Below are 20,644 nucleotides of genomic sequence, written 5' to 3'. Positions count from 1 at the left end.
CGCTCAGCGGCGGTGCTCGCGCAGCGCCGAGGAGACGCCGGCGGCCATCGCGTCGAGTGCGACGACCGGCTTGACGTTGAGGTCGATCGCCTCCCGGCATTCGAGGATCGACTCGACGCACCGCAGCAGCCCCTCGGGCCGGGCGAAGCCGGCCAGGCGCCGGGTCTGCTCGGCCTCGTCGGGATGCATGAGGGTCACCTGCGCGCCCGTGCCCTGCACCAACGCGTCGCGGAACAGGGCCGCGAGGTCGATGAGCGCGCGGTCGAGCGCATCCCGGACCGCACGGGTGCCGCGGGCCTTCTGCCGCTTCTCGAGGTCCTTGAGCTGGCCCGCTGAGCCACGCATCACGCCCGCGGTGCCCCGGCCGCTGCCGCCCGCGCCGAGCGCCGTCTTCAGGTCCTCGGTCTCCCGCTCGTTGAGATCGGCGTTGATCTCCTTGGCGGCGCTCTCCGCGTCGCGCAGGAGTTGCTCGACGACGCCGTACACGCCCTCCGAGGTGGCGGCACGGGCCAGTCCGAGCGCCTGTTTGCGCTGCTTCTGCGCTTCGGGGTCCGTCGCGAGGCGCTTGGCCCGACCGACATGGCCGCCGGACACCCCGGCGGCCCACGCGGCGCGCTCGGGGTCGATGCCGTCGCGCTCGAGCACCGCGGCGATCGCGGACGCCGAGGGGGTGACGAGCGGCACGTGCCGGCAGCGGGACTTCAGGGTGACGGAGATGTCCTCGGGGTCGACGGTGGGCGCGCAGAGCAGCACGATCGTCTGCCCCGGGGGCTCCTCGACCATCTTCAACAGCGCGTTGCCGGCCTGCTCCGTCAGACGGTCGGCGTCCTCGATGAGCACGATCTGCCAGTGCCCGACGGAGGGCCGCCGCGACGCGTCGGCAACCACCTCGCGCATCTGCTTGACCGCGATGGACAGCCCGTCCGGCGCGATGGATCGCACGTCGGCATGGGTCCCGGCCAGCACCGTCGTGCAGGCGCGGCAGCGTCCGCACCCCGGCTCGGCCACGTCCTCGCACTGCAGCGCCGCCGCGAGCGCGCGCGCCGCGACGGATCGCCCGGACCCGGGCGGCCCCGTGAACAGCCACGCGTGTGTCATCGCCGACCCGGCGAGGTCCGCGACCGTACCCCCGCTCGCGACGACCTCCCGCGCGGCCGTCGCGGCGGCCCGGAGTCCGACCACCACCGCTTCCTGCCCCACCAGGCGATCGAACACTGAGCTCACCCCCACAGCTTAGCCATCCGGCTGGTCCTCCCTCGATCACACAGCGCAGGCTAAGTTGGAGCGGTGGCAGCACCGAAGAGCAGACTCAGTCGCGCACTGCGACTGGCGCGGTGGCTCGCCAAGACGCCGTGGCCGATCTTCGCGCTGGACATCCTGCGGTCGAACATCCTGGGCGCCGTCTTCGTGTTCGGTTTCCTGCGATTCGCACTGCCGGTCCAGCAGTCGGTGCAGTTGCAGCAGATCAGCGGGGTCAACCTGCTGGTGTTCATCACCTACCTGGTGCTCGCGACGGCCGTCGGCATGGTCGTGGGCCTCTGGCTCGTGGTGCCGGTGCTGCGCTGGCATCGCCGCAGCGCGCCGCACGATCCGGAGATCTCCCGTCGCGCGCTCGCGATCCCCGGCCGCATGGCGCTCCTGCAGGCCGTGCTGTGGCTCGTGGGTGGCGCGATGTTCGTCGCCATCAACTTCAACACCTCGCACGGCATCCCGATCGTCATCGCGATGACGGTGCTGCTGGGCGCGATCACCACGTGTGCGCTGAGCTACATGCAGACGGAGCGGGTGCTGCGGCCCATCACCGTCGCGGCGCTGGCCCAGGAGCCGCAGGGCACGGCGGGACTGTCCGTGACCACGCGCATCCTGCTGAGTTGGGTGCTGGGCACCGCGACCCCGATCGTGGGCATCATCATGGTCGTCGTCTCCCAGGAGACCGGCGTGATCGACCCGGACGCGAGCACCGTCGTCAATCCCGTGCTGTTGCTGTCGGTCGTGGCCCTGGCCGCGGGGCTGCTCGGCACCGTCCGCGCGGCGAAGTCGATCGGCGATCCGATCAGCGACCTGTTCCGCGCGCAACGCAGGGTACGGGGCGGGGACTTCACCGCGTCGGTGAAGATCTACGACTCCAGCGAGCTGGGCCTGCTGCAGGCGGGGTTCAACGACATGGTGCACGACCTCGCCGAGCGGCAGCGGATGCGCGACATGTTCGGCCGGTACGTGGGCGAGGACGTCGCCCGGCAGGCGCTCGAGCACGGCACGCACCTCGGCGGCGAGATCCAGGAGGTGGGCGTCCTGTTCGTCGACCTGGTGGGCTCCACGAAGCTCGCCGTCACCGAGGAACCCGCGGCGGTCGTGGACCTGCTCAACGACTTCTTCAAGGTGGTCGTGGACCTCGTCGACCTGCACGGCGGCTTCGTCAACAAGTTCCAGGGCGACGCCGCACTGGCGATCTTCGGCGCCCCGCTACCGCACCCGGATGCCGCGGGCGCCGCACTGGCGGCGTCCCGGGAGATGCGGATCCAGCTCAGCGACGTCCTCGGTGGGACGGGCTTCGGGATCGGCGTCTCCGCCGGTCAGGTGGTCGCGGGTCACATCGGCGCACGCGCCCGGTTCGAGTACACGGTGATCGGCGACCCGGTCAACGAGGCCGCCCGGATCACGGAGATCGCGAAGTCGGAGCCCTCGTCGCTGCTCGCCGCGGGCCGGGCCGTGGAGGCCGCGACGCCCGCCGAGCAGGCCCTGTGGGTGCTCGGCGAGGCCATCGAACTGCGGGGGCGCGGCCAGCTCACGCAGCTGGCGCGCCCCGTCGAGGACTGAGCGCCGCTCAGATCGCGTCGTCGGGCGTCGTCGCCTTCGCCGCGCTCGCCTTCGCCGCACCGGCCTTCTTCGCCACGGTCTTCTTCGCCGCCGTGGTCTTCTTGGCCACCGTCTTCTTCGCCGCAGTCTTCTTGGCGGCCGCCTTCTTGGCCGGGGCCTTCTTCGCCGCCGCCTTCTTGGTGGCCTTCTTCTTCACCGGACCACGAGCGCGACGGTCCGCGAGCAGCTCGGAGGCGCGCTCGTCGGTGATCGTCGCGACCTCATCCCCCTTGCGGAGGGAGGCGTTGGTCTCGCCGTCGGTGACGTACGGGCCGAACCGGCCGTCCTTGATCACCATCGCGGTCCCGGAGACGGGGTCGTTGCCCAGCTCGCGCAGCGGCGGCGCGGCGGCCGCGCCGCGACCCCGGCGCTTGGGCTCCGCGTACAGCTTGAGCGCCTCCTCGAGGGTCACCGTGAACATCTGATCCTCGGTGGCCAGTGAGCGGGAGTCGGTGCCCTTCTTCAGGTACGGCCCGTAGCGGCCGTTCTGGGCGGTGATCTCCTCCTTGGACTCGGGATCGACGCCGACGACGCGGGGCAGCGACAGCAGCCGCAGCGCATCCTCGAGCGTCACGGTCTCGATGTCCATGGTCTTGAGCAGCGAGCCGGTCCGCGGCTTCGGGCCCTCGACCTTCTTCTTCCGCGACCTCGGCTTCGCCTTGGCGGCGCCCGTCTCGTCGAGCTCCTCGGCGTCCGCGGCGACCTCTTCGGGCGCCGGCAGCAGCTCGGTGACGTACGGGCCGAACCGGCCCTCCTTGGCGACGATCTCGTGACCGGTGGCCGGGTCCACGCCCAGCGGGCGGCCGTCCTGCGGGGTCGCGAACAGCTTCTCCGCGACCTCCTCGGTGAGCTCGTCGGGCGTCATGGACGCCAGGATGTTGGCGCGCTGGACCGTCGGTTCCCCGGCACCGTCGGCCGGTGCGACGGTGCGCTCGAGGTACGGGCCGTACCGGCCCACCCGCACGTAGACGACGTTCCCGTCGGTGTCGGTGTAGAGCGGGATCGAGTTGATCTCGCGGGCGTCGATCGCGTCGAGGTTCTCGGCGACGAGGTTCTTCAGCCCGGGCGAGACGCGCTCGGTACCGTTCGACTCGACCAGGTCGGAGCCGAAGTAGAACCGGGTGAGCCAGTCGACGCGCCCCTCGCGGCCGCCCGCGATCTCGTCGAGGTCGTCCTCCATCGAGGCCGTGAAGTTGTAGTCGACGAGGCCGCCGAAGTGGCCCTCGAGCAAGCCGATCACGGCGAAGGCGACCCACTGCGGGACGAGGGCGTTGCCCTTCTTCACGACATAGCCGCGGTCCTGGATGGTCTTGATGATCGACGCGTAGGTCGACGGTCGGCCGATGCCCAGTTCCTCGAGCGTCTTCACCAGGGAGGCCTCGGTGAAGCGCGCGGGCGGGCTGGTGACGTGGTCGGCGGCGGTCAGCTCGGCGGCCGTGATGGCCTGCCCGGTGACCAGCTGCGGCAGGCGCGACTCGGCGTCGTCGGCCTCGCCTCCCGCCTGATCGTCGACGGTCTCGACATAGGCCGAGAGGAAACCGGGGAAGGTGATCGTGCGACCCGACGCGGCGAACTCGCAGTTCTCGCCCGACGCGGCGGTGCCGCCGATGCGCAGGCTCAGGGTGGTGCCCTTGACGTCGGCCATCTGCGAGGCGACGGTGCGCTGCCAGATCAGCTCGTAGAGCCGGAACTCGTCCGAGTTCAGCACGGACGCCAGCGCGCCCGGCGTCTGGAAGGTCTCTCCGGCGGGGCGGATCGCCTCGTGCGCCTCCTGTGCGTTCTTCACCTTGCGCGTGTACTGCCGCGGCGTGGGGTGCACGAACTCGGGCCCGTACAGCTGCCGCGCCTGGTCCCGGGCCGCGGTGATCGCGGTCTCGGACAGCGTGGTCGAGTCGGTACGCATGTAGGTGATGTAGCCGCCCTCGTAGAGGCGCTGCGCGATCTGCATGGTGCGGTCGGTGGTGAACCGCAGCTTTCGGCCCGCCTCCTGCTGCAGCGTCGAGGTCATGAAGGGCGCGTAGGGCTTGCGCGTGTAGGGCTTCTCCTCGACCGAGGTCACCGTCAGGCTGGCGCCCTGCAGGCTCGTCACCAGGGCGTTCGCCCGGGCACCGTCGAGCACGGTGATCCCGGCGGGCTTGCGGAGCTGCCCCGTGGCGTCGAAGTCGCGGCCCGTGGCGACGCGGTCGCCGTCGACGGTGACCAGGCGCGCGCCGAAGGTGCGCGGCGTCGCCTTGGCGCCGGCGTCGAGCTGCGCGGCGATGTCCCAGTAGCCGGCGGTGCGGAAGGCGATGCGCTCGCGCTCCCGGTCGACGATGATGCGGGTCGCGACGGACTGCACGCGACCGGCGGAGAGACCCTGGTTGACCTTGCGCCACAGCACGGGGCTGACCTCGTAGCCGTAGAGACGGTCGAGGATGCGGCGGGTCTCCTGCGCGTCGACGAGGTTCATGTCGAGCTCGCGCGGCTCCTGCGCGGCGGCGAGGATCGCCTGCTGGGTGATCTCGTGGAAGACCATCCGCTTGACGGGCACCTTCGGCTTGAGCACCTCCTGCAGGTGCCACGCGATGGCCTCGCCCTCGCGGTCACCGTCTGTCGCGAGGTAGAGCTCGTCGGCCTGCTTGAGCAGCGACTTCAGCTCGGAGACGGTGGAACGCTTGCTCGCGGAGGTGACGTAGTGGGCCTCGAAGTCGTGGTCCACGTCGACGCCGAGACGGGCCCAGGGCTTGCCCTGGTCGGCCTCGGGGAGGGGGTTGTCCCGGCTCGGGAGGTCGCGGATGTGGCCCATCGACGCCCGCACCGTGTAGTTCGGCCCCAGGAAGTCGCCGATCTTCTTGCCCTTGGCCGGGGACTCCACGATGACCAGACGCTGCAAACCGTCGCCGCCTGCTGCCTTCCCGCGTGCCGCCATGGGCCCTCCTGATCCGTTCCGGTGGCACCTGCGTCACCACCAAATACCCCTCGCGCCACCTACGACGCCGCGGTCACTCCGGTACGTATTCTGCCGCACCTTGCGCCCCACCTTATATACGGGGTCCGTCGCACGGCCCGCGGAAACGCTCACGGTCGGTCCGGTGCTACGGCTGAGGCCAGTGCGCGAGGGCGTCGGGATGCGCCGGCGGGTCGCCGATGTTCTCCCGCAGACGCAACAACCGACGGTGCCCGGAGACCCGCAGGGCGGGCCGCGTCCCGCGGGTGCCCACGAGGGTGGGGGCGACGCCCGCACGCATCAGGGCGGTCGCGAGGACGGGGGCGCTCTCGGGCGCGTGCGGGTCGAGGTGGAGCAGGTAATGCACCCCGTCGACATCGCCCGAGGCCAACGCCCAGGCGCGCAGCGCCCGCGGTCCCGGTACCCAGGTCGACGGTGCCGTCTTCACCGCACCGCGCGTCCAGGCCAGCGACATCGGCTGCAGCTCGGGCGTCGCGAGGGTCCGGACCAGCGGCGTCCCCTCTTCGGACACGCCCTGCTCGGCACGCAGCCCCGCCTCGTCGATCATCACGGCGATGGCATCGGCGCGCCACTGGTCCGGAACGACCACCGATAGGCGGGCGCTACCGCCCAGCTGCACGATCTGCCCCGACGCGGCCAGTAGACCGGCCAGGTCGCGCGGCGACGGCTCGGTCTGCTCCGCGGAGAATAGTGACAGTTGGGACACATGATGAGCCTAGAGCCCCATGATGCGGCAGAGCTCCGTCGACACGAGAACGTGACCGAAATGCACAACACCCCTCCGCTGTGACAGCGGAGGGGTGTTGCGAGAAACGCTTATCGCGTGGTGCGGGGTTTCTTAGAGGGCGCGGACGCCGGTGGCCTGCGGACCCTTGGTGCCCTGGCCGACCTCGAACTCCACGAGCTGGTTCTCCTCGAGGGTACGGAAGCCGTTGCCCTGGATCTCCGAGTAGTGGACGAACACGTCATCCGAGCCGTCGGCCGGTGCGATGAAGCCGAAGCCCTTCTCCGCGTTGAACCACTTCACAGTTCCCTGTGCCATTGAGATGTTTCCTAACTTGTCTAACTACCGGTGTAGGAACCGTTCCCCGAGTGGGGTGCGACTCCTGGCCGGTTCCGGCCGCCATACTTTCTGGAGCCGTTTGCGGAGACCGCACACAAAAACCTTCAGTACCACGCCCGCAACATCGATCCCCCGATGGTCCTCTAGGACCCCCGGCGGGAGCTGCGACCGCATACAGTCAATCACGATTTCCGGGCGAGCGACAGCGGGCGGCGGGAATTCGCCTCCCGTTAACCCTCCGTCCCACCCCTCGATCGGCCCTGCGGGCCGCCGGTAGACTGGACGGAGCCCGCCGTCACCGCCACCCACGGTCGCGGGCGCACGTTTCGAAGCGAGGGCTGACACGGTGGAGCACAACACCTTCGGGCGCGAGCTCCTGGCCAGGATCCAGGCCGGCGCGGGCCCCGGAACCGACAGCCTGACCCATGTCGCGGATATCCCGTCACAGCGCGCGGAATTCGCCGACTGGCCGTCATGGGTTCCGCCCCGCCTGCGGGACGGGCTCATCGACGAGGGCATCCAGCGCCCGTGGCGCCATCAGGCCGAGGCGGCGGAACACGCCCACGCGGGCCACCACACCGTGATCTCCACCGGCACCGCATCGGGCAAATCGCTCGCCTACCAGCTGCCGGTGCTCGCAGCGCTCGCCGACGATCCGCGCGCCACGGTGCTGTACCTCTCGCCGACGAAGGCACTCGGCACGGACCAGCACCGTGCCGCCGTGCGGCTCACCACGGAGTACGGCCCGAGCGACTCCTCCCCCGCGATGTACGACGGTGACACCTCGCAGGAGATGCGGCGCTGGGCGCGATCGGACAGCCGCTGGGTGTTCACGAACCCGGACATGGTGCACGTGGGATTGCTTCCGCGGCATGCGAAGTGGGCGCGATTCCTGCGCGGCCTGCGGTACGTGGTGGTCGACGAGTGCCACCACTACCGCGGGGTGTTCGGCTCGCACACCGCGCTGGTCCTGCGCCGCCTGCTGCGGATCGCGGCGAAGTACGGTGCCGCGCCGACGGTGATCTGCGCATCCGCCACGACCTCCGATCCCGCCGGCGCGGCGTCCCGGCTGATCGGAGCGGATTGCGTTGCGGTGACCGAGGATTCGTCACCGCACGGGCCGCGCACCGTCGCGCTGTGGGAGCCCCCGCTCCTGCCCGACCTGGAGGGCGAGAACGGCGCGCCCGTGCGCCGCGCCGCGACGACCGAGGCGGCGCGCATGCTCGCCGACCTGGTGGTCGAGGGTGCGCGCACCCTCGCGTTCGTCCGGTCCCGACGGTCCGCCGAGACCGTCGCGCTCTCGGCCCGGCGGATGCTCGCGGAGGCCACCCCGGAGTTGGCCGAGCGGATCGCCGCCTACCGGGCGGGCTACCTCGCCGACGACCGGCGGGCATTGGAGCGGGGGCTGAACGACGGTGCGCTGCTGGGCGTCGCGACCACGAACGCACTCGAGCTCGGCGTGGACATCGCGGGCCTGGACGCAGTGCTCATCGCCGGCTTCCCCGGCACCGTCGCCTCCTTCTGGCAGCAGGCGGGCCGCAGCGGGCGGCGCGGGCAGGGCTCGCTGATCCTGCTCATCGCCCGCGACGACCCACTGGACACCTACCTCGTGCACCACCCGGAGTCGCTGCTCGGCAGGCCGGTCGAGGCCACCGTCACCGACCCGTGGAACCCCTACGTCCTGGGACCGCAGCTGTTGTGCGCCGCCGGCGAGATCCCGCTCACCCGAGCGGAGGTCGTCGACCTCGGTGCCGTCGACGTGGTCGGGCGACTCGTGGCCGACGGGCTGCTCCGCGAACGCCCGGCCGGCTACTTCCTCGCTGCGGGGATCGATCCCCATGCGGGCGTGAACATCCGGGGCGGCGCCGGCAGCGAGATCCTCATCGTCGAGGAGGCCTCGGGCCGGTTGCTGGGCACGGTCGACTTCACGCGGGCGCTGTCGACGGTGCACGAGGGCGCGGTGCACATGCACCAGGGCGAGTCCTACGTGGTCGACGAGCTCGACCTCGACGAGGGGCTGGCGCTGGTCCACGCGGAGGAGCCCGAGTGGACCACCTCTGCGCGCGAGGATCTGGACGTGCACGTCACCGCCGTGCACGCGACGGAGGTGCTGGGCGAGGTGGCCGCGCGGTTCGTCTCGGTGGAGGTCACCAGCCGGGTGGTGGGCTACCTGCGCACGCTGCGCAGCGGCGAGGTGCTGGACGCGGTCGAGCTGGACCTCCCGGAGACCACGCTGGCGACGCGCGCGGCACTGCTCACGTTCTCGCCGGAGGTGCTCGAGGACGCGGGCCTGGTCCCCGAGCGGTGGCCGGGGTCCCTGCACGCCGCCGAGCACGCCGCGATCGGCCTGTTGCCGCTGGTGGCGTCGTGCGACCGGTGGGACATCGGCGGCCTGTCGACCGCGCTGCACGAGGACACCGGCCTGCCGTCGATCTTCGTCTACGACGGCTACCCGGGCGGAGCGGGATTCGCCGAGCGCGGCTACGAGTCGATCGCGACGTGGCTCGTGGCGACGCGGGACGCCGTCGCGGCGTGCGAGTGCCCGTCCGGCTGCCCCTCGTGCGTGCAGTCACCCAAGTGCGGCAACGGGAACGATCCGCTCGACAAGGAGGGCGCGGTGATCGTCCTCGACCTGGTGCTCGCCGCGGTGGCCCGCGGTGAGTGAGCTGCCGGAGCCGCCCGAGTTGGACCGGTACGTGGCGTTCGCGATGTCGCTGCCCGAGGAGGCGCGCCGCCGGCTGGGACGCCTGCTCGAGCAACTCGCGACGCGTGACGAGGGCGGATGGACCATCAAGGACCAGACCGCCGACGACTTCCTGCAGCGGCACCGCGAGTACCTGCGATCCATCGTCGAGCACGACTACCCCGACGCCTTCGACGGGGAGTGAACCGCTACTTCGGCGGCAGTGACCGCACGTAGTCGACGGTGCGCCGCACCCACTCCGCGAGCTCGACGTCCGAGGCCGTCGCCTCCGCGGAGAGGTCCAGCCAACCCCGCATCTCGCGCCCGCGCATGACGGTGGCGCGCACGTGCGGGCCGATCAACCCGTCCGTGACGTCCGGGTGCAGGTGGACCATCGCTTCACCGCGGCTGTTCGCCGCGATCGCCATGTGGCCGTCGACGAGGAACGCCAGACCACCGAACATTCGTTTCTCGGTGACCCCGGGCTCACCGTCGATCGCGTCCCGGATCCTGTCCGCGAGCCCCTCGTCGTACGCCATCGTCCCAGTCTGCGCCGGTCGACGGCGCCGCGCAGCCCATTACGCGGCGGGGCTCAGCAGGTCACCCCACCCGGCTCGCTCGATCATGCCTTGTAGAACCGGTCAGTCCCCTGCCACCGGAGTACCGATCTCCGTTGCCGGGCGGTCAGTTCCGGCATGTCGACGGCCGCCCCGGAATCGGGCGCGCTCACTCGGGACCCGCACGCGCGACGGCGACGGCCTCGTCGGCGCCAAAGACCGCGAGGGAGACCGGGACGCCGACACGCACGACCACCTCGAACCCGTCCACGGAGCACGCGCGCAGCGATCCCGCGTTGGCCCGGGCCAGACGGTCCGCCGCCGCGCACGCCGCGTCGACGTCGATCGCGCTCGCCGCACCGGCGAGCGCCGCGAGGTCGGCGGCGGACTGGGCCCGGTGCCGCGCGGAGACCGCGGCGCCGACGTCCACCACCATGACGACCACGGTGATGATCGCGGCCACCATCACCGCGGCCAGCACCGTGGCCACCCCGTCGTCCCCACCTGCCCGCACGGGCACCGCCCGCCGCCGAGCGCAGGTCACGGCCCCGTCCCGGGCTCCACCGCCGCCACCGCGACGGCGGATACCGTCAGTCCCGGGAGCAGCGCCACCGGCGCCCGGACCCGCACCGTGACGGTCTCGCCGTCGCGGCTCACCGTCGAGGACGCGCCCGGCGGCCCGACCTCGGCGACCGCGCGGGACGCTCTACCGTCGTCGCCGCGGGCGGCGAGCCGAGCCGCCTCCCGCGCCGCGTCGACGCACCGCACGTGCGCGGTGACGCCGACGACCGCCCCGACGCTGAGCACCAGCACCGCGATCAGGCTCGCGACGGCGAACGCGGCCTCGACGGTGACCGCGCCCGCGTCGCCCGCTAGCCGGTGGAGGTGCCCAGCGCCCTGCCGATGATCGACGTCAGGCCGCTGATGATGTTGTCGCCGGTGACGACCCCGTAGAGCACCGCGCCGAACGCCGCGGCAGCGATAGTGCCTATCGCATACTCGACGGTCGACATGCCTTCGTCCTCCACCATCAACTCGGTCATCCTGCACCGCAATCGAATCCACATTCCATCCCCCTTCCGTCGGGCCGCTACAGCAGCCCCTCCCCGAGCACCTTGCCCGCGAGTCCCATCACCACCGGCACGATGCCGAGGCATACGAATGCCGGGAGGAAGCACAGCCCCAGCGGCCCCGCCACCGCGACACCCGCGCGCTCGCCCGCCGCCACCGCCCTGTCCTCGGCCTGCGCCCGCTCCGTGCGCGCCAGGTCCGCGAGGCCGATCGCGGGCGGCGAACCGGCCCGGGCGGACCGTCGCAGCATGCGGGTCAGCGCGACGACCTGCTGGTCCGCCGAATCGGTGCGCCAGGCGGTTTCGGCGTCGGAACCGAGGGAGAGCAGCTCCGCCGCCCGGTTCAACACTGCCGCCAGCGCCGTCGGCGCCTCGATCGCCACCGCGCGGGCCGCATCCGCCGTCGGCATGCCCGCGCGCAGGCACACCGCGAACAGGTCGTACGCCGCTGCGGCGTCGAACGGGTCCGGTTTCGGTGCGCGACGCGGGATCCGTGGCCGGCCTCGCCCCGCACCACCCGGTGCGTCCGCCGCGAGCCGCGCGCGCGCCGCCAGCGGGAGCATGAGGGCGGCGGCCGCGAGCAGGATCAGGGCCGCCGCGAGCGGCCCGTTCCCGTTCACGGTCCGCCTCCCGACGATCCCCCGCCCGCCGGGGCGCCGGCAGCTCCGTCGGCGATCGAGCGGGACCAGAGCAGCCCCGCGCAGGTCAGGCACGTCCCCACGACGAGCAGCACCCCACCGGCCCCGGTGCCCAGCAGCGTGCCCACCGGATCGGCGTCGATGAGTTGCCCCATCAGAACGCCCAGTACCGGGAGCGCCGCGAGCACCTGCGCGGTGGCGCGGGCTCCGGCGAGAGCGGAATGCGCACGACCGAGGTATCTTTCGCGGGAGCGGAGATCCTCGCGCACCGACGCGAGCAGCTCACCCATGCCGATGCCGTGCCTGGTCCCCGTCTCCCATGCGGCCGCGATGCGCGCCCAGGCCGCGCTCTCGGCGGCATGCGCCCGGAGGCCCGCCGCCACGTCGCCGCCCAGTTCCGCCCGCCCCGCCATCTCGGCGAAGACCGCGCGCACGTGTGGATCCTCCGCGTCCCGCCCCGCCGTGGCGCATGCCGCGGCCGGGTGCGCGCCGACCGACAGCTCCGCGACCATCGCGTCCACGCCCGCCAGCACCGCAGACAGCCGCGCGGCGGCTTCGTTCCGGGCGCGCGAGCACGCCCACAGTTCCCGGGCGGTGCCCGCGGCCAGCGCTGCGGCGAGGGCCTGGCCGGGTCCGATGGCGAGCGCCGCCACGGGGACGACGAGCGCCAACCGGCCCCATCGCATCACCCGCTGCCCCCGGGCCCGTTCGTGCGCCGCCCGGAGCCGGGCCGCACCCGCCGCACCGGGCCACACCACCACCGCGCAGGCGAGCAGCACGAGGACCACGGCCGTCATGACGCACCCCGCTCCGCGAGCAGCGCGGACACCCGATCCGCGGCCCCCGTGAAACCGCCGTCGCGCTCCCAGACCGGCAGTACCCGCACGTACCCGCTCGCACCGCGCTCGACCACGCCGATGCTGCGCAGCCCCCGCCGGCCCGACGGCCAGCGGTGCACCGAGAAGACCACCTGGAAGGCGGCCGCCAACTGCGCATGCAGCGCCTCCCGGCCGAGCCCGCCCAGCGCGGCGAGCGCCTCGAGCCGGGCCGGGACCTCCCGCGGGGAATTGGCGTGGACGGTGCCCGCACCTCCGTCGTGGCCGGTGTTGAGCGCCGTGAGGAGGTCGACGACCTCCGCGCCGCGGACCTCGCCGACCACGATCCGGTCCGGCCGCATCCGCAGCGCCTGTCGCACCAGGTCGCGGACCGTCACCTCGCCGACGCCCTCGACATTGGCCCCGCGCGCGAGCAGCGAGACCACGTGGGGGTGCACCGGATCGAGCTCGTGCGCGTCCTCGACGCACAGCACCCGCTCGTCCGCGTCCACCGCGCCGAGCAGCCCGTTGAGCAGCGTCGTCTTCCCGGAACCGGTGCCGCCCACGACGAGGAAGGCGAGCCGCGCGGCCACCACCCGGCGCACGAGCTCCGCCACGTCCGCCGGTACCGCGCCACCGGCGATCAGCGTGTCGAGTGTCTGGGTGGCCGGCCGCAGCACGCGCAGCGAGATGCAGGTGCCACCGTGCGCCAGCGGCGGGAGCACGGCGTGCAGCCGGATCCCGCTGCCCGCCCGGCCGCCGGGCCCCGCGGGCAGATGCCCGTCGACCCACGGCTGCGCGTCGTCGAGACGGCGACCCGCGGTCAGCGCGAGCCGGGCCGCGAGCCTGCGGACGGCATCGTCGTCCTCGAACACGACGTCCGTGAGCTCTAGGCCCGCTCCCCGGTCGACCCAGACCCGCCGTGGGCCCACGACGAGGACGTCCGCCACTGCCGGGTCGGCGAGCAGGGGCTCGAGCCGGCCGGCGCCGACGAGCTCCGTCTCGAGGTAGGCGAGACCGTCGAGCAGGTCGGTGTCGCCCAGGACGCCGCCGCACTCCGCGCGCAGCGCGGCGGCCATGACATCGGGCGTGAGCGCGGTGGCGGTGTGGGCCAGCCGCTCCCGCACCCGGGCGAGCAGATCCGAATCCGGCGCGGTCACGCCGCACCTCGCCGCACGCCGTCGAGAACCCGTCCGGCCGCGACCGCGAGGGGCGTGCCCCGGCGCAGGCGCAGCCCGGCACCGTCGAGCTGCTCGTCGAGGCGGGGCTGCGGGCGCATCGACGCCAGGAGCGGGAGCCCCACGGCCCGCTCGACATCACGTGCCGACAGCCCGCCCGGCGACGGTCCGCGGACGACCAGTCCGACCGATCGGGCCCGGCCCGCCACCCCGGCGGCGACGGCCCGGCCCGCCGCGCAGCCGCGAACGGTGGCCCCGACCACCACGACCACGACATCCGCGACCTCCAGGCACGCCGAGGTGGCCGGGTCGTCTCGGCGTGGCAGGTCGACGACGGTGACCCCGACGCTGCGTCGCCCCGCGTCGATGACCGCGAGCAGGCCCTCGACGGGGATCTCGGGGACGCCGGCCCCGCCCGCGGAGAGCACCGCCACGGCGCCGGCCCGGCCGGGGAGCGCCGCCACGAGCGCATCGGACGGGACGTGCCCACCCCGCACCGCCAGATCGCCCCAGCGCAGGCCCGGCAGATCCGCGCAGCCCAGCAGCAGGTCCAGGCCGCCGCCCCACGGATCGGCATCGACGGCCAGCGCCGTAACGCCCCGGCCCGGCGCCGCGACCGCCACCGCGGCGGCGAGCACCGAGGCGCCCGCGCCGCCGTGCCCGCCGACGACGGCCACGACTCTGGACCGCTCACCATCGTCCGGCTCGCGGGCGGCGAGGAATCGAGCGAGGTCCCGCACCTGCGCGGGAAGGACGAAGACCTGCGCGGCGCCCACGTCCACCGCGGCCGCGAGCTCCGCCATCCCGGCCTGGGACGCCACGATCGCGACACCCTCCCGACGGGGCAGCCCGCCGCCCCGGGCGGCCTCAGCCATCGCCGTGGCCGCGCCCAGGTCCAGTACCAGGCCCGCGGCCGATGCCCACCCGGCGCGCGGCCGGCCCCGGTCGATGTCCGTGACCGCGCGCGCCGCCGCCGCGGCCGCGCGCCGCACGTCGTCCGCCAGCGCACCGTCGGCCACCGCCATGCCGATCTCGATCCCTCGCATGTGCCCAGCATCGCGTCCCGGACCGGCGGGTTCCCTCGATCCCACCCCGGCCTGTGGATGAATCGCACCGTTCGAGAAACCTGTGGAGGAATCCGGGGTCCGCTCTTGCGGAGCACCGATCGATGTGGCAACGGTAGTGTGTTCCGCGTGAGCCCAACCGCGCCCGACGAGGCCCCGGTGCGCCGGGTCGCCGCCTTCTTCGACCTGGACAAGACGATCATCGCGAAATCGTCCGCGCTGGCGTTCTCGCGTCCCTTCTTCGATGAGGGGCTCCTCAACCGCCGCGCAGTGCTCAAGTCGAGCTATGCGCAGTTCCTCATGATGCTCACCGCCGCCGATCACGACCAGATGGAGCGCATGCGCGATCACCTCACGCAGATGTGCGAGGGCTGGAACGTCGAGCAGGTCTCCTCCATCGTGCGTGAGGCCCTGCACGATGTCGTCAATCCGCTGGTGTTCGCGGAGGCCTCCGAGCTGATCGCCGGGCACCACGCCCGCGGGCACGACGTGGTCATCGTCTCGGCCTCCGGCGAGGAGATGGTCGCCCCGATCGCCGACATGCTGAGTGCCGACTACGCCGTCGCCTCGAAGATGAAGGTCGAGGACGGCAAGTACGCCGGCGAGGTGGAGTTCTACTGCTACGGCGAGAACAAGGTGGTCGCCATGGAGGCGCTCGCCGCCGAGCACGGCTACGACCTCGAGCAGAGTTTCGCGTACTCCGACTCGATCACCGATGTCCCGATGCTCGCCGCCGTCGGCCACCCGACCGCGGTGAACCCCGACCGCGGCCTGCGCAAAGAGGCGTCCGAGCGCGGCTGGCCCGTCGTGTCCTTCTCCAACCCCGCCCCGCTCCGGGACCGGATCCCGACCCCGTCGCGGAACTCCGTCCTCGCGACGGCGGGCCTCGGCGTGATCACCGCAGGTGCGGGGTTCGCGACTTACCTTGCGCTGCACCGGAAGAAGCGCTGATAGCGGCTCTCGATCCACATCCTCGTGGAAATTTCGCGCACACCCCTTGCTGTGACGCCGATCACAGGGTAGAAATGAATCACGGAGCGGCGCAAAGCCAGATCCTCACCGGAAGAGAAGGTCGAGGATCCCTGAGCGTCAAGGCTCCCAGCACGGACACCAGGCACCCACGCGGAGCTCGCCACCTATGGCGGAAAGCGCTGTCAGCCTGCGTCACCGGAGAAATTTCGTGGTCAGCACAAGGTCTGCGGCTAGTGGACCTCTCTCCGGGTACGCCGAGGCCGTAATACAGCCCACCCTCACGCACGCTTGGTAACCGGGATCCGTGCTAGCGAACGGCGATTCGGACCCGTTCTCCAGGACACACCGCCAGGTGCGCACCTGGAGCTCAGGCCGGGTCGCCGTTGCGCATGTCCGGGGTACGGAGCGCTCGTCCGGTCAGCGCTCAGCGAGGGCCAACGCCTCCCCGCCGCCGGCCTCCAGCGCCTGGCAGCACAGCACCACCCACGCCACCACACCGTCGGGGTCGCCCATCCCGAACGCGTCCGCGGCATCGGCGTAGCTCGGGGCGAACTTGAGCCATGTGGTCTCGGGGATCCCCAGCGCGTGCGGGTCCAGGCCGGACGCCACGGTCACCAGGCGCGACGCCGCGCGGGCGACCACCCCGTCGGACACCTCGAAGGGCCGCAGCGACAGCAGTTCCCCGTGCACGACAGCCGCGATCACCGGTGCGGGTGCCTGCGTACCGCCCGTGACCAGCTGCGCGAGCAGCGAGAGCCGCTCGCCCGCGCCCGGTCGTGGCCGGCCGAGCCGGGAATCGTCACCGTCGACCAGATCGGCGGCGGCCAGGGTGTGCAGCCGGGCCAGCACCTGGAGCGGCGCGCGGCGCCACACCCCGACGCTCGCGTCCAGCAGGTCGCCGTCGATCGCCTGGTAGGCGCGCATCGCGCCCGCCAGGACGGGGTCGTTGATCAGCTCGTCGCGGCTCAGCGCGACCGCGGCACCGTCGAGCGCCGCCGACGCGCGGGCACCGCGCAACGACGATTCCGTGGCCGTCGCCCGCCACTGACGACGGTTCGCGGGATGACGGTGCACCTTCGCGAGCGCCTCCCGGGCAGCGGCGGCCGCCTCCGCGACGGCGGGCACGGCGACGAGCGGGCTCAGCGGGTCGGTCATGAGCCCACCCTAGCCCGGTCGCGCCGCCGCCCGGCCGCCCTGCCCGGCGCCCCGCGGATCAGCCCGCGAGCTCGATCGACCCGCCGGGGATGGCGTCGATCAGCTTGCGCGTGTAGTCCGAGGTCGGGTTGTCGTACACCCGGTCCGTCGGTCCCTGCTCCATCACCTTGCCACCGGCCATCACCAGCGTCTGGTGCGCGATCTGCTTGACCACCGCCAGATCGTGGGTGATGAACAGGTAGGTCAGGCCCAACTCCTGCTGGAGCCCTTCGAGCAGGGTCAGGATCTGGGCCTGCACCAGCACGTCGAGCGCCGAGACCGCCTCGTCGAGCACGATGACCTCGGGGTTGAGCGCCAGCGCCCGCGCGATCGCGACGCGCTGCCGCTGACCGCCGGACAACTCGTTGGGGTACCGGTGCATGGTGTCGTTCGGGAGCGCCACCATCTCGAGCAGTTCCTTCGCCCGATCCACCCGCGAGTTCTTGTCGCCGACACCGTGCACCACCAGCGGCTCGGTGATGGCGCGGTAGATCGAGTACATCGGATCCAAAGAGCCGTAGGGGTTCTGGAACACGGGCTGCACCCGCCGCCGGAACTTCTTGGCCTCCGCGCCCTGCAGGGCGCGCACGTCCGTCCCATCGAACTCGACGGTGCCGCTGGTCGGCTCGAGCAGGCCCAACACCATCTGCGCCACCGTCGACTTGCCCGAGCCGGACTCGCCGACCACCGCGGTCGTGGTGCCGCGCAGCATGGTGAAGCTGACATCGTCGACCGCGCGGAAGTCGCTGCTCTGGAAGGGCAGCGACCCACGGATCGGGAAGTCCTTCACCAGGTGCGAGGCGACGACCACCTCCTCGATCCCCTTCGTCGACGCGTCCTGGGCCTCGCCCGTGAGCGTCTCGCCGTACACCTTCTCGTCCCGCGCAACGGCCGCCGGCTCCCGGACCTCGGTGACCGACGGTGCGTCCGTCCTGCGGGCCGCGAGCGACGGTGCCGCGGCGACGAGCCGCTTGGTGTACTCGTGCTGGGGATCCTGCAGGATGTCCAGCGCCGGACCGGATTCCACGACCCGCCCCTTGTACATCACCACCAGATGGCTGGCCCGCTCGGCGGCCAGCCCCAGGTCGTGCGTGATGAGCAGCACCGCGGTCCCCAGCTCCTGCGTGAGCGACTCGAGGTGGTCGAGGATCTGTCGCTGCACCGTCACGTCCAGGGCCGACGTGGGCTCGTCGGCGATCAGCAGCTTCGGCCGGCAGGCCAGGCCGATCGCGATGAGCGCGCGCTGCTTCATGCCGCCCGAGAACTCGTGCGGGTACTGATTGACGCGCTTGTCGGGATCCTTCATGCCGGCCTCGGCCAGCAGCTCGATCGCCCGCTTCTTGGCGTCACCCTGTTCCGCGTTGTTCGCCTTGAGCGTCTCCCGGACCTGGAACCCCACCCGCCACAACGGATTGAGGTTCGTGTTCGGATCCTGCGGCACCAGGCCGATGCCGCTTCCGCGGATCTTCTGGAAGTCCTTCTCCGAGGCGTGCGAGAGGTCCTGGCCGTCGAACACGATCTGGCCGCCGGCCACCTTGCCGGTGCCCTGCAGCAAGCCCATCACGGCCGCGGCCGTCGTGGACTTGCCCGAGCCGGACTCGCCGACGATGGCCACCGTCTGGCCCGGGTAGACCGTGAGGTTGGCACCCCGCACGGCCTGTACCTGGCGGTCCTGCACCCGGAACTCGACGACCAGGTCGCGGATCTCGAGGAGGGGTTCGGGTTGAGCACTCATCAGCGGGTCCTCGCCTTCGGATCGAGAGCGTCGCGCAGGACGTCACCGAGCATCATGAACGTGAGCACGGTGAGCGCCAGGGCGCCGGCGGGGTAGAACAGGATCGGGGTGCCCTCGCGCAGCAGGTCCTGCCCGGAGGCGATGTCCTGGCCCCACGAGACCTCGGTGGCCGGGAGGCCGATGCCGAGGTACGAGAGCGTGGCCTCGGTGACGATGTAGATACCGAGGGAGATGGTCGCGATCACGATGATCGGGCCGAGGCAGTTCGGGATCACGTGCGTGAACAGCGTGCGGACCTTGGAGGCCCCCAACGACTTCGACGCGGTGATGAACTCCTCGTTCCGGATCGAGATGGCGGCCGACCGCGCGATCCGGGCGATCTGCGGCCAGCTGAAGATCGCCAACACGAAGACCACGGTGAAGACGGTGCGGTCCTTGATCATCTGCATGACCACGACCGCGGCCAGCATCAGCGGGATGCCGAAGAAGATGTCGGCGACGCGGGCGATCACGGAGTCGAGCCAGCCGCCGTAGAAGCCGGCGATGGTGCCCAACAGACCGCCGATCACCACCACCACGATCGTCGTGAGGACCCCGACGAGCACCGATGCCCGAGCGCCGTAGACCATCCGCGCGAAGATGTCCCGGCCCTGCTGATCCGTTCCCAGCAGGTGGTCACCGCCCGGCGAGAGCAGGGACTGCTGGAGATCCTTGAACTGCGGGTCCTGACCGGCGAAGTTGAACAGGCTCGGCCAGATGACGACCAGCAGGATCAGAATCAGCATGATCGACGCGATGATGAAGACGGGCTTGCGGCGAAGCTCCATCCACGCCGACTTCCAGAAGCCCGCGGGTGCCGAGTCGGTGTCGACCGCGTCGACCGCTCCCACCTTGACGTCCTCCGCGGAGGCGACGAAGCGTTCCTGTCCCGGGTAGATCTTGTTGTCAGGCATAGCGAATCCTCGGGTCGAGGGCGGCGTAGAGCAGGTCGACCACCACGTTGGAGATCAGATAGATCAGGATGAGCACGGTGACGAACGAGACGACCGTGGGTGCCTCGCCGCGGATCACCGCCTGGTAGATGGTGCCGCCCACGCCGGGCACGTTGAAGATTCCCTCCGTGACGAGGGCGCCGCCCATCAGCGCGCCGAGGTCGGCGCCCAGGAAGGTGACCACCGGGATCAGAGAGTTCCGCAGCACGTGCACCACCACGACCCGCCAGCGCGGGAGGCCCTTGGCGGTGGCGGTCCGCACGAAGTCGGCGGTCAGGTTCTCCGCCACCTGCGAGCGGGTGAGCCGCACGACATACGCGAAGGACACCAACCCGAGGACGATGCCCGGCAGCAGCAGGTGGTAGAAGTCCAGGTTGCCGCCGACGGTGACCGGGAACCACTGCAGTTTCACGCCGAAGACGTACTGCGCGATGAAGCCCAGCACGAAGATCGGCACCGCGATGATGATCAGCGACACGAACAGGATCGTGGTGTCGAAGATCTTCCCCTTCTTGAGGCCGGCCAGGACACCGAAGAAGATTCCGAGGATCGCCTCCACCGCGAGCGCGATGAGCGCCAGGTTCACGGTGACGGGGAAGGCCCGCTTCATCACGTCCCACACCGGCTGCCCCGAGAACGAGGTGCCGAAGTCGAGCGTGAGCGCGCCCTTGATGTAGTACCAGTACTGCACGAAGAAGGGCTGGTCCAAGTGGTACTGAGCGCGCAGGCCCTCGACCACGTCGGGCGGCAGCTGCCGGTCACCGCCGAGCGCGGCGATCGGGTCGGACGGCACGAGGAAGACGAGCGCGTAGATCAGCAGCGTGGCACCGAAGAAGACGATGACCAACTGCCCGAGCCGGCTCAGGAGAAATCTCAGCAT

19 protein-coding genes and 1 pseudogene are annotated in these 20,644 nt (G+C 71.6%); 4 read left to right on the top strand and 16 right to left on the bottom strand.

Annotated elements, in window-relative coordinates; translation table 11 throughout:
• Window positions 1-3: 3 nt before the first annotated feature.
• Window positions 4-1,224 (bottom strand): DNA polymerase III subunit delta', encoded by a 1,221-nt coding sequence (locus HF999_RS06465; protein WP_168545073.1) that lies wholly within the window; start codon window positions 1,222-1,224, stop codon window positions 4-6.
• A 63-nt stretch (window positions 1,225-1,287) separates the two neighbouring features.
• On the opposite strand from HF999_RS06465, the gene HF999_RS06460 reads away from it, so the two are divergent.
• On the top strand, window positions 1,288-2,817 hold the full coding sequence (locus tag HF999_RS06460; RefSeq protein ID WP_312854045.1) for an adenylate/guanylate cyclase domain-containing protein: 1,530 nt from the start codon (window positions 1,288-1,290) through the stop codon (window positions 2,815-2,817).
• Window positions 2,818-2,824: 7 nt separating this feature from the next.
• Here the strand turns inward: HF999_RS06460 and topA are convergent, their stop codons facing one another.
• The 3 genes from topA to HF999_RS06445 all read right to left on the bottom strand — a co-directional run bounded on the left by topA (window position 2,825) and on the right by HF999_RS06445 (window position 6,845).
• Window positions 2,825-5,764 (bottom strand): type I DNA topoisomerase, encoded by a 2,940-nt coding sequence (gene topA / locus HF999_RS06455; protein WP_168545072.1) that lies wholly within the window; start codon window positions 5,762-5,764, stop codon window positions 2,825-2,827.
• A 166-nt stretch (window positions 5,765-5,930) separates the two neighbouring features.
• Window positions 5,931-6,509 carry a hypothetical protein gene (locus HF999_RS06450; protein ID WP_168545071.1) on the bottom strand — a complete coding sequence of 193 codons (579 nt, stop codon included), beginning with the start codon at window positions 6,507-6,509 and terminating at the stop codon, window positions 5,931-5,933.
• A gap of 132 nt (window positions 6,510-6,641) precedes the next feature.
• Window positions 6,642-6,845 carry a cold-shock protein gene (locus HF999_RS06445; RefSeq protein ID WP_068523077.1) on the bottom strand — a complete coding sequence of 68 codons (204 nt, stop codon included), beginning with the start codon at window positions 6,843-6,845 and terminating at the stop codon, window positions 6,642-6,644.
• 367 nt (window positions 6,846-7,212) lie between these two features.
• On the opposite strand from HF999_RS06445, the gene HF999_RS06440 reads away from it, so the two are divergent.
• On the top strand, window positions 7,213-9,531 hold the full coding sequence (locus HF999_RS06440; RefSeq protein WP_168545070.1) for a DNA 3'-5' helicase SftH: 2,319 nt from the start codon (window positions 7,213-7,215) through the stop codon (window positions 9,529-9,531).
• Window positions 9,524-9,754: a hypothetical protein gene (locus tag HF999_RS06435; protein WP_168545069.1), complete on the top strand. Its 231-nt coding sequence runs from the start codon at window positions 9,524-9,526 to the stop codon at window positions 9,752-9,754. Before HF999_RS06440 ends, HF999_RS06435 begins: the two co-directional genes overlap by 8 nt.
• Before the next feature lie 4 nt (window positions 9,755-9,758).
• On the opposite strand, the gene HF999_RS06430 is transcribed toward HF999_RS06435, so the two are convergent.
• From HF999_RS06430 to ssd, 8 genes and pseudogenes are all read right to left on the bottom strand, one after another.
• Complete coding sequence (locus HF999_RS06430; RefSeq protein ID WP_168545068.1) at window positions 9,759-10,088, bottom strand: TfoX/Sxy family protein; 330 nt, start codon at window positions 10,086-10,088, stop codon at window positions 9,759-9,761.
• Window positions 10,089-10,275: 187 nt separating this feature from the next.
• Entirely contained in the window at window positions 10,276-10,626 is a 351-nt protein-coding gene (locus HF999_RS06425; protein WP_312854044.1) for an Rv3654c family TadE-like protein, read from the bottom strand.
• A 20-nt stretch (window positions 10,627-10,646) separates the two neighbouring features.
• A pseudogene (locus HF999_RS06420) lies at window positions 10,647-10,943 on the bottom strand (TadE family type IV pilus minor pilin); the annotation flags it as partial.
• A 35-nt stretch (window positions 10,944-10,978) separates the two neighbouring features.
• Window positions 10,979-11,173 carry a DUF4244 domain-containing protein gene (locus HF999_RS06415; protein ID WP_168545067.1) on the bottom strand — a complete coding sequence of 65 codons (195 nt, stop codon included), beginning with the start codon at window positions 11,171-11,173 and terminating at the stop codon, window positions 10,979-10,981.
• A gap of 23 nt (window positions 11,174-11,196) precedes the next feature.
• On the bottom strand, window positions 11,197-11,796 hold the full coding sequence (locus HF999_RS06410) for a type II secretion system F family protein (RefSeq protein WP_312854043.1): 600 nt from the start codon (window positions 11,794-11,796) through the stop codon (window positions 11,197-11,199).
• Window positions 11,793-12,611, bottom strand: coding sequence for a type II secretion system F family protein (locus tag HF999_RS06405; RefSeq protein ID WP_168545066.1), 819 nt, complete (start codon window positions 12,609-12,611; stop codon window positions 11,793-11,795). Before HF999_RS06405 ends, HF999_RS06410 begins: the two co-directional genes overlap by 4 nt.
• Window positions 12,608-13,789, bottom strand: a complete 1,182-nt coding sequence (locus HF999_RS06400) for a TadA family conjugal transfer-associated ATPase (RefSeq protein ID WP_168545065.1) — start codon at window positions 13,787-13,789, stop codon at window positions 12,608-12,610. Before HF999_RS06400 ends, HF999_RS06405 begins: the two co-directional genes overlap by 4 nt.
• Complete coding sequence (gene ssd / locus HF999_RS06395) at window positions 13,786-14,853, bottom strand: septum site-determining protein Ssd (protein ID WP_168545064.1); 1,068 nt, start codon at window positions 14,851-14,853, stop codon at window positions 13,786-13,788. Before ssd ends, HF999_RS06400 begins: the two co-directional genes overlap by 4 nt.
• Before the next feature lie 147 nt (window positions 14,854-15,000).
• Between ssd and HF999_RS06390 the strand changes: the two genes are divergently transcribed.
• Complete coding sequence (locus tag HF999_RS06390) at window positions 15,001-15,822, top strand: HAD family hydrolase (protein WP_376766479.1); 822 nt, start codon at window positions 15,001-15,003, stop codon at window positions 15,820-15,822.
• A gap of 438 nt (window positions 15,823-16,260) precedes the next feature.
• Here the strand turns inward: HF999_RS06390 and HF999_RS06385 are convergent, their stop codons facing one another.
• From HF999_RS06385 to HF999_RS06370, 4 genes are read right to left on the bottom strand one after another with little or no spacing between them, the layout of a single operon-like run.
• Window positions 16,261-16,998 carry a Fic family protein gene (locus HF999_RS06385; RefSeq protein WP_168545062.1) on the bottom strand — a complete coding sequence of 246 codons (738 nt, stop codon included), beginning with the start codon at window positions 16,996-16,998 and terminating at the stop codon, window positions 16,261-16,263.
• Between the two features lie 58 nt (window positions 16,999-17,056).
• Window positions 17,057-18,772 (bottom strand): dipeptide ABC transporter ATP-binding protein, encoded by a 1,716-nt coding sequence (locus HF999_RS06380; RefSeq protein ID WP_168545061.1) that lies wholly within the window; start codon window positions 18,770-18,772, stop codon window positions 17,057-17,059.
• Window positions 18,772-19,725: an ABC transporter permease gene (locus HF999_RS06375; RefSeq protein WP_168545060.1), complete on the bottom strand. Its 954-nt coding sequence runs from the start codon at window positions 19,723-19,725 to the stop codon at window positions 18,772-18,774. The genes HF999_RS06380 and HF999_RS06375 overlap by 1 nt, the downstream gene beginning before the upstream one ends.
• Entirely contained in the window at window positions 19,718-20,644 is a 927-nt protein-coding gene (locus HF999_RS06370; RefSeq protein ID WP_168545059.1) for an ABC transporter permease, read from the bottom strand. Before HF999_RS06370 ends, HF999_RS06375 begins: the two co-directional genes overlap by 8 nt.

The organism is Tsukamurella spumae (genome assembly GCF_012396015.1).
GTDB classification, from domain to species: domain Bacteria; phylum Actinomycetota; class Actinomycetes; order Mycobacteriales; family Mycobacteriaceae; genus Tsukamurella; species Tsukamurella spumae.
The sequence above is the reverse complement of the archived record's forward strand: the minus strand, read 5'-3'. Positions and strand labels throughout refer to the sequence as shown.

Coding starts and splice junctions, on each gene's coding strand:
- HF999_RS06385 (WP_168545062.1), bottom strand. CDS start 16,998: ATGACCGACCCGCTGAGCCCGCTCGTCGCCGTGCCCGCCGTCGCGGAG.
- HF999_RS06380 (WP_168545061.1), bottom strand. CDS start 18,772: ATGAGTGCTCAACCCGAACCCCTCCTCGAGATCCGCGACCTGGTCGTC.
- HF999_RS06375 (WP_168545060.1), bottom strand. CDS start 19,725: ATGCCTGACAACAAGATCTACCCGGGACAGGAACGCTTCGTCGCCTCC.
- ssd (WP_168545064.1), bottom strand. CDS start 14,853: ATGCGAGGGATCGAGATCGGCATGGCGGTGGCCGACGGTGCGCTGGCG.
- HF999_RS06370 (WP_168545059.1), bottom strand. CDS start 20,644: ATGCTGAGATTTCTCCTGAGCCGGCTCGGGCAGTTGGTCATCGTCTTC.
- HF999_RS06430 (WP_168545068.1), bottom strand. CDS start 10,088: ATGGCGTACGACGAGGGGCTCGCGGACAGGATCCGGGACGCGATCGAC.
- HF999_RS06415 (WP_168545067.1), bottom strand. CDS start 11,173: ATGTGGATTCGATTGCGGTGCAGGATGACCGAGTTGATGGTGGAGGAC.
- HF999_RS06405 (WP_168545066.1), bottom strand. CDS start 12,611: ATGACGGCCGTGGTCCTCGTGCTGCTCGCCTGCGCGGTGGTGGTGTGG.
- topA (WP_168545072.1), bottom strand. CDS start 5,764: ATGGCGGCACGCGGGAAGGCAGCAGGCGGCGACGGTTTGCAGCGTCTG.
- HF999_RS06445 (WP_068523077.1), bottom strand. CDS start 6,845: ATGGCACAGGGAACTGTGAAGTGGTTCAACGCGGAGAAGGGCTTCGGC.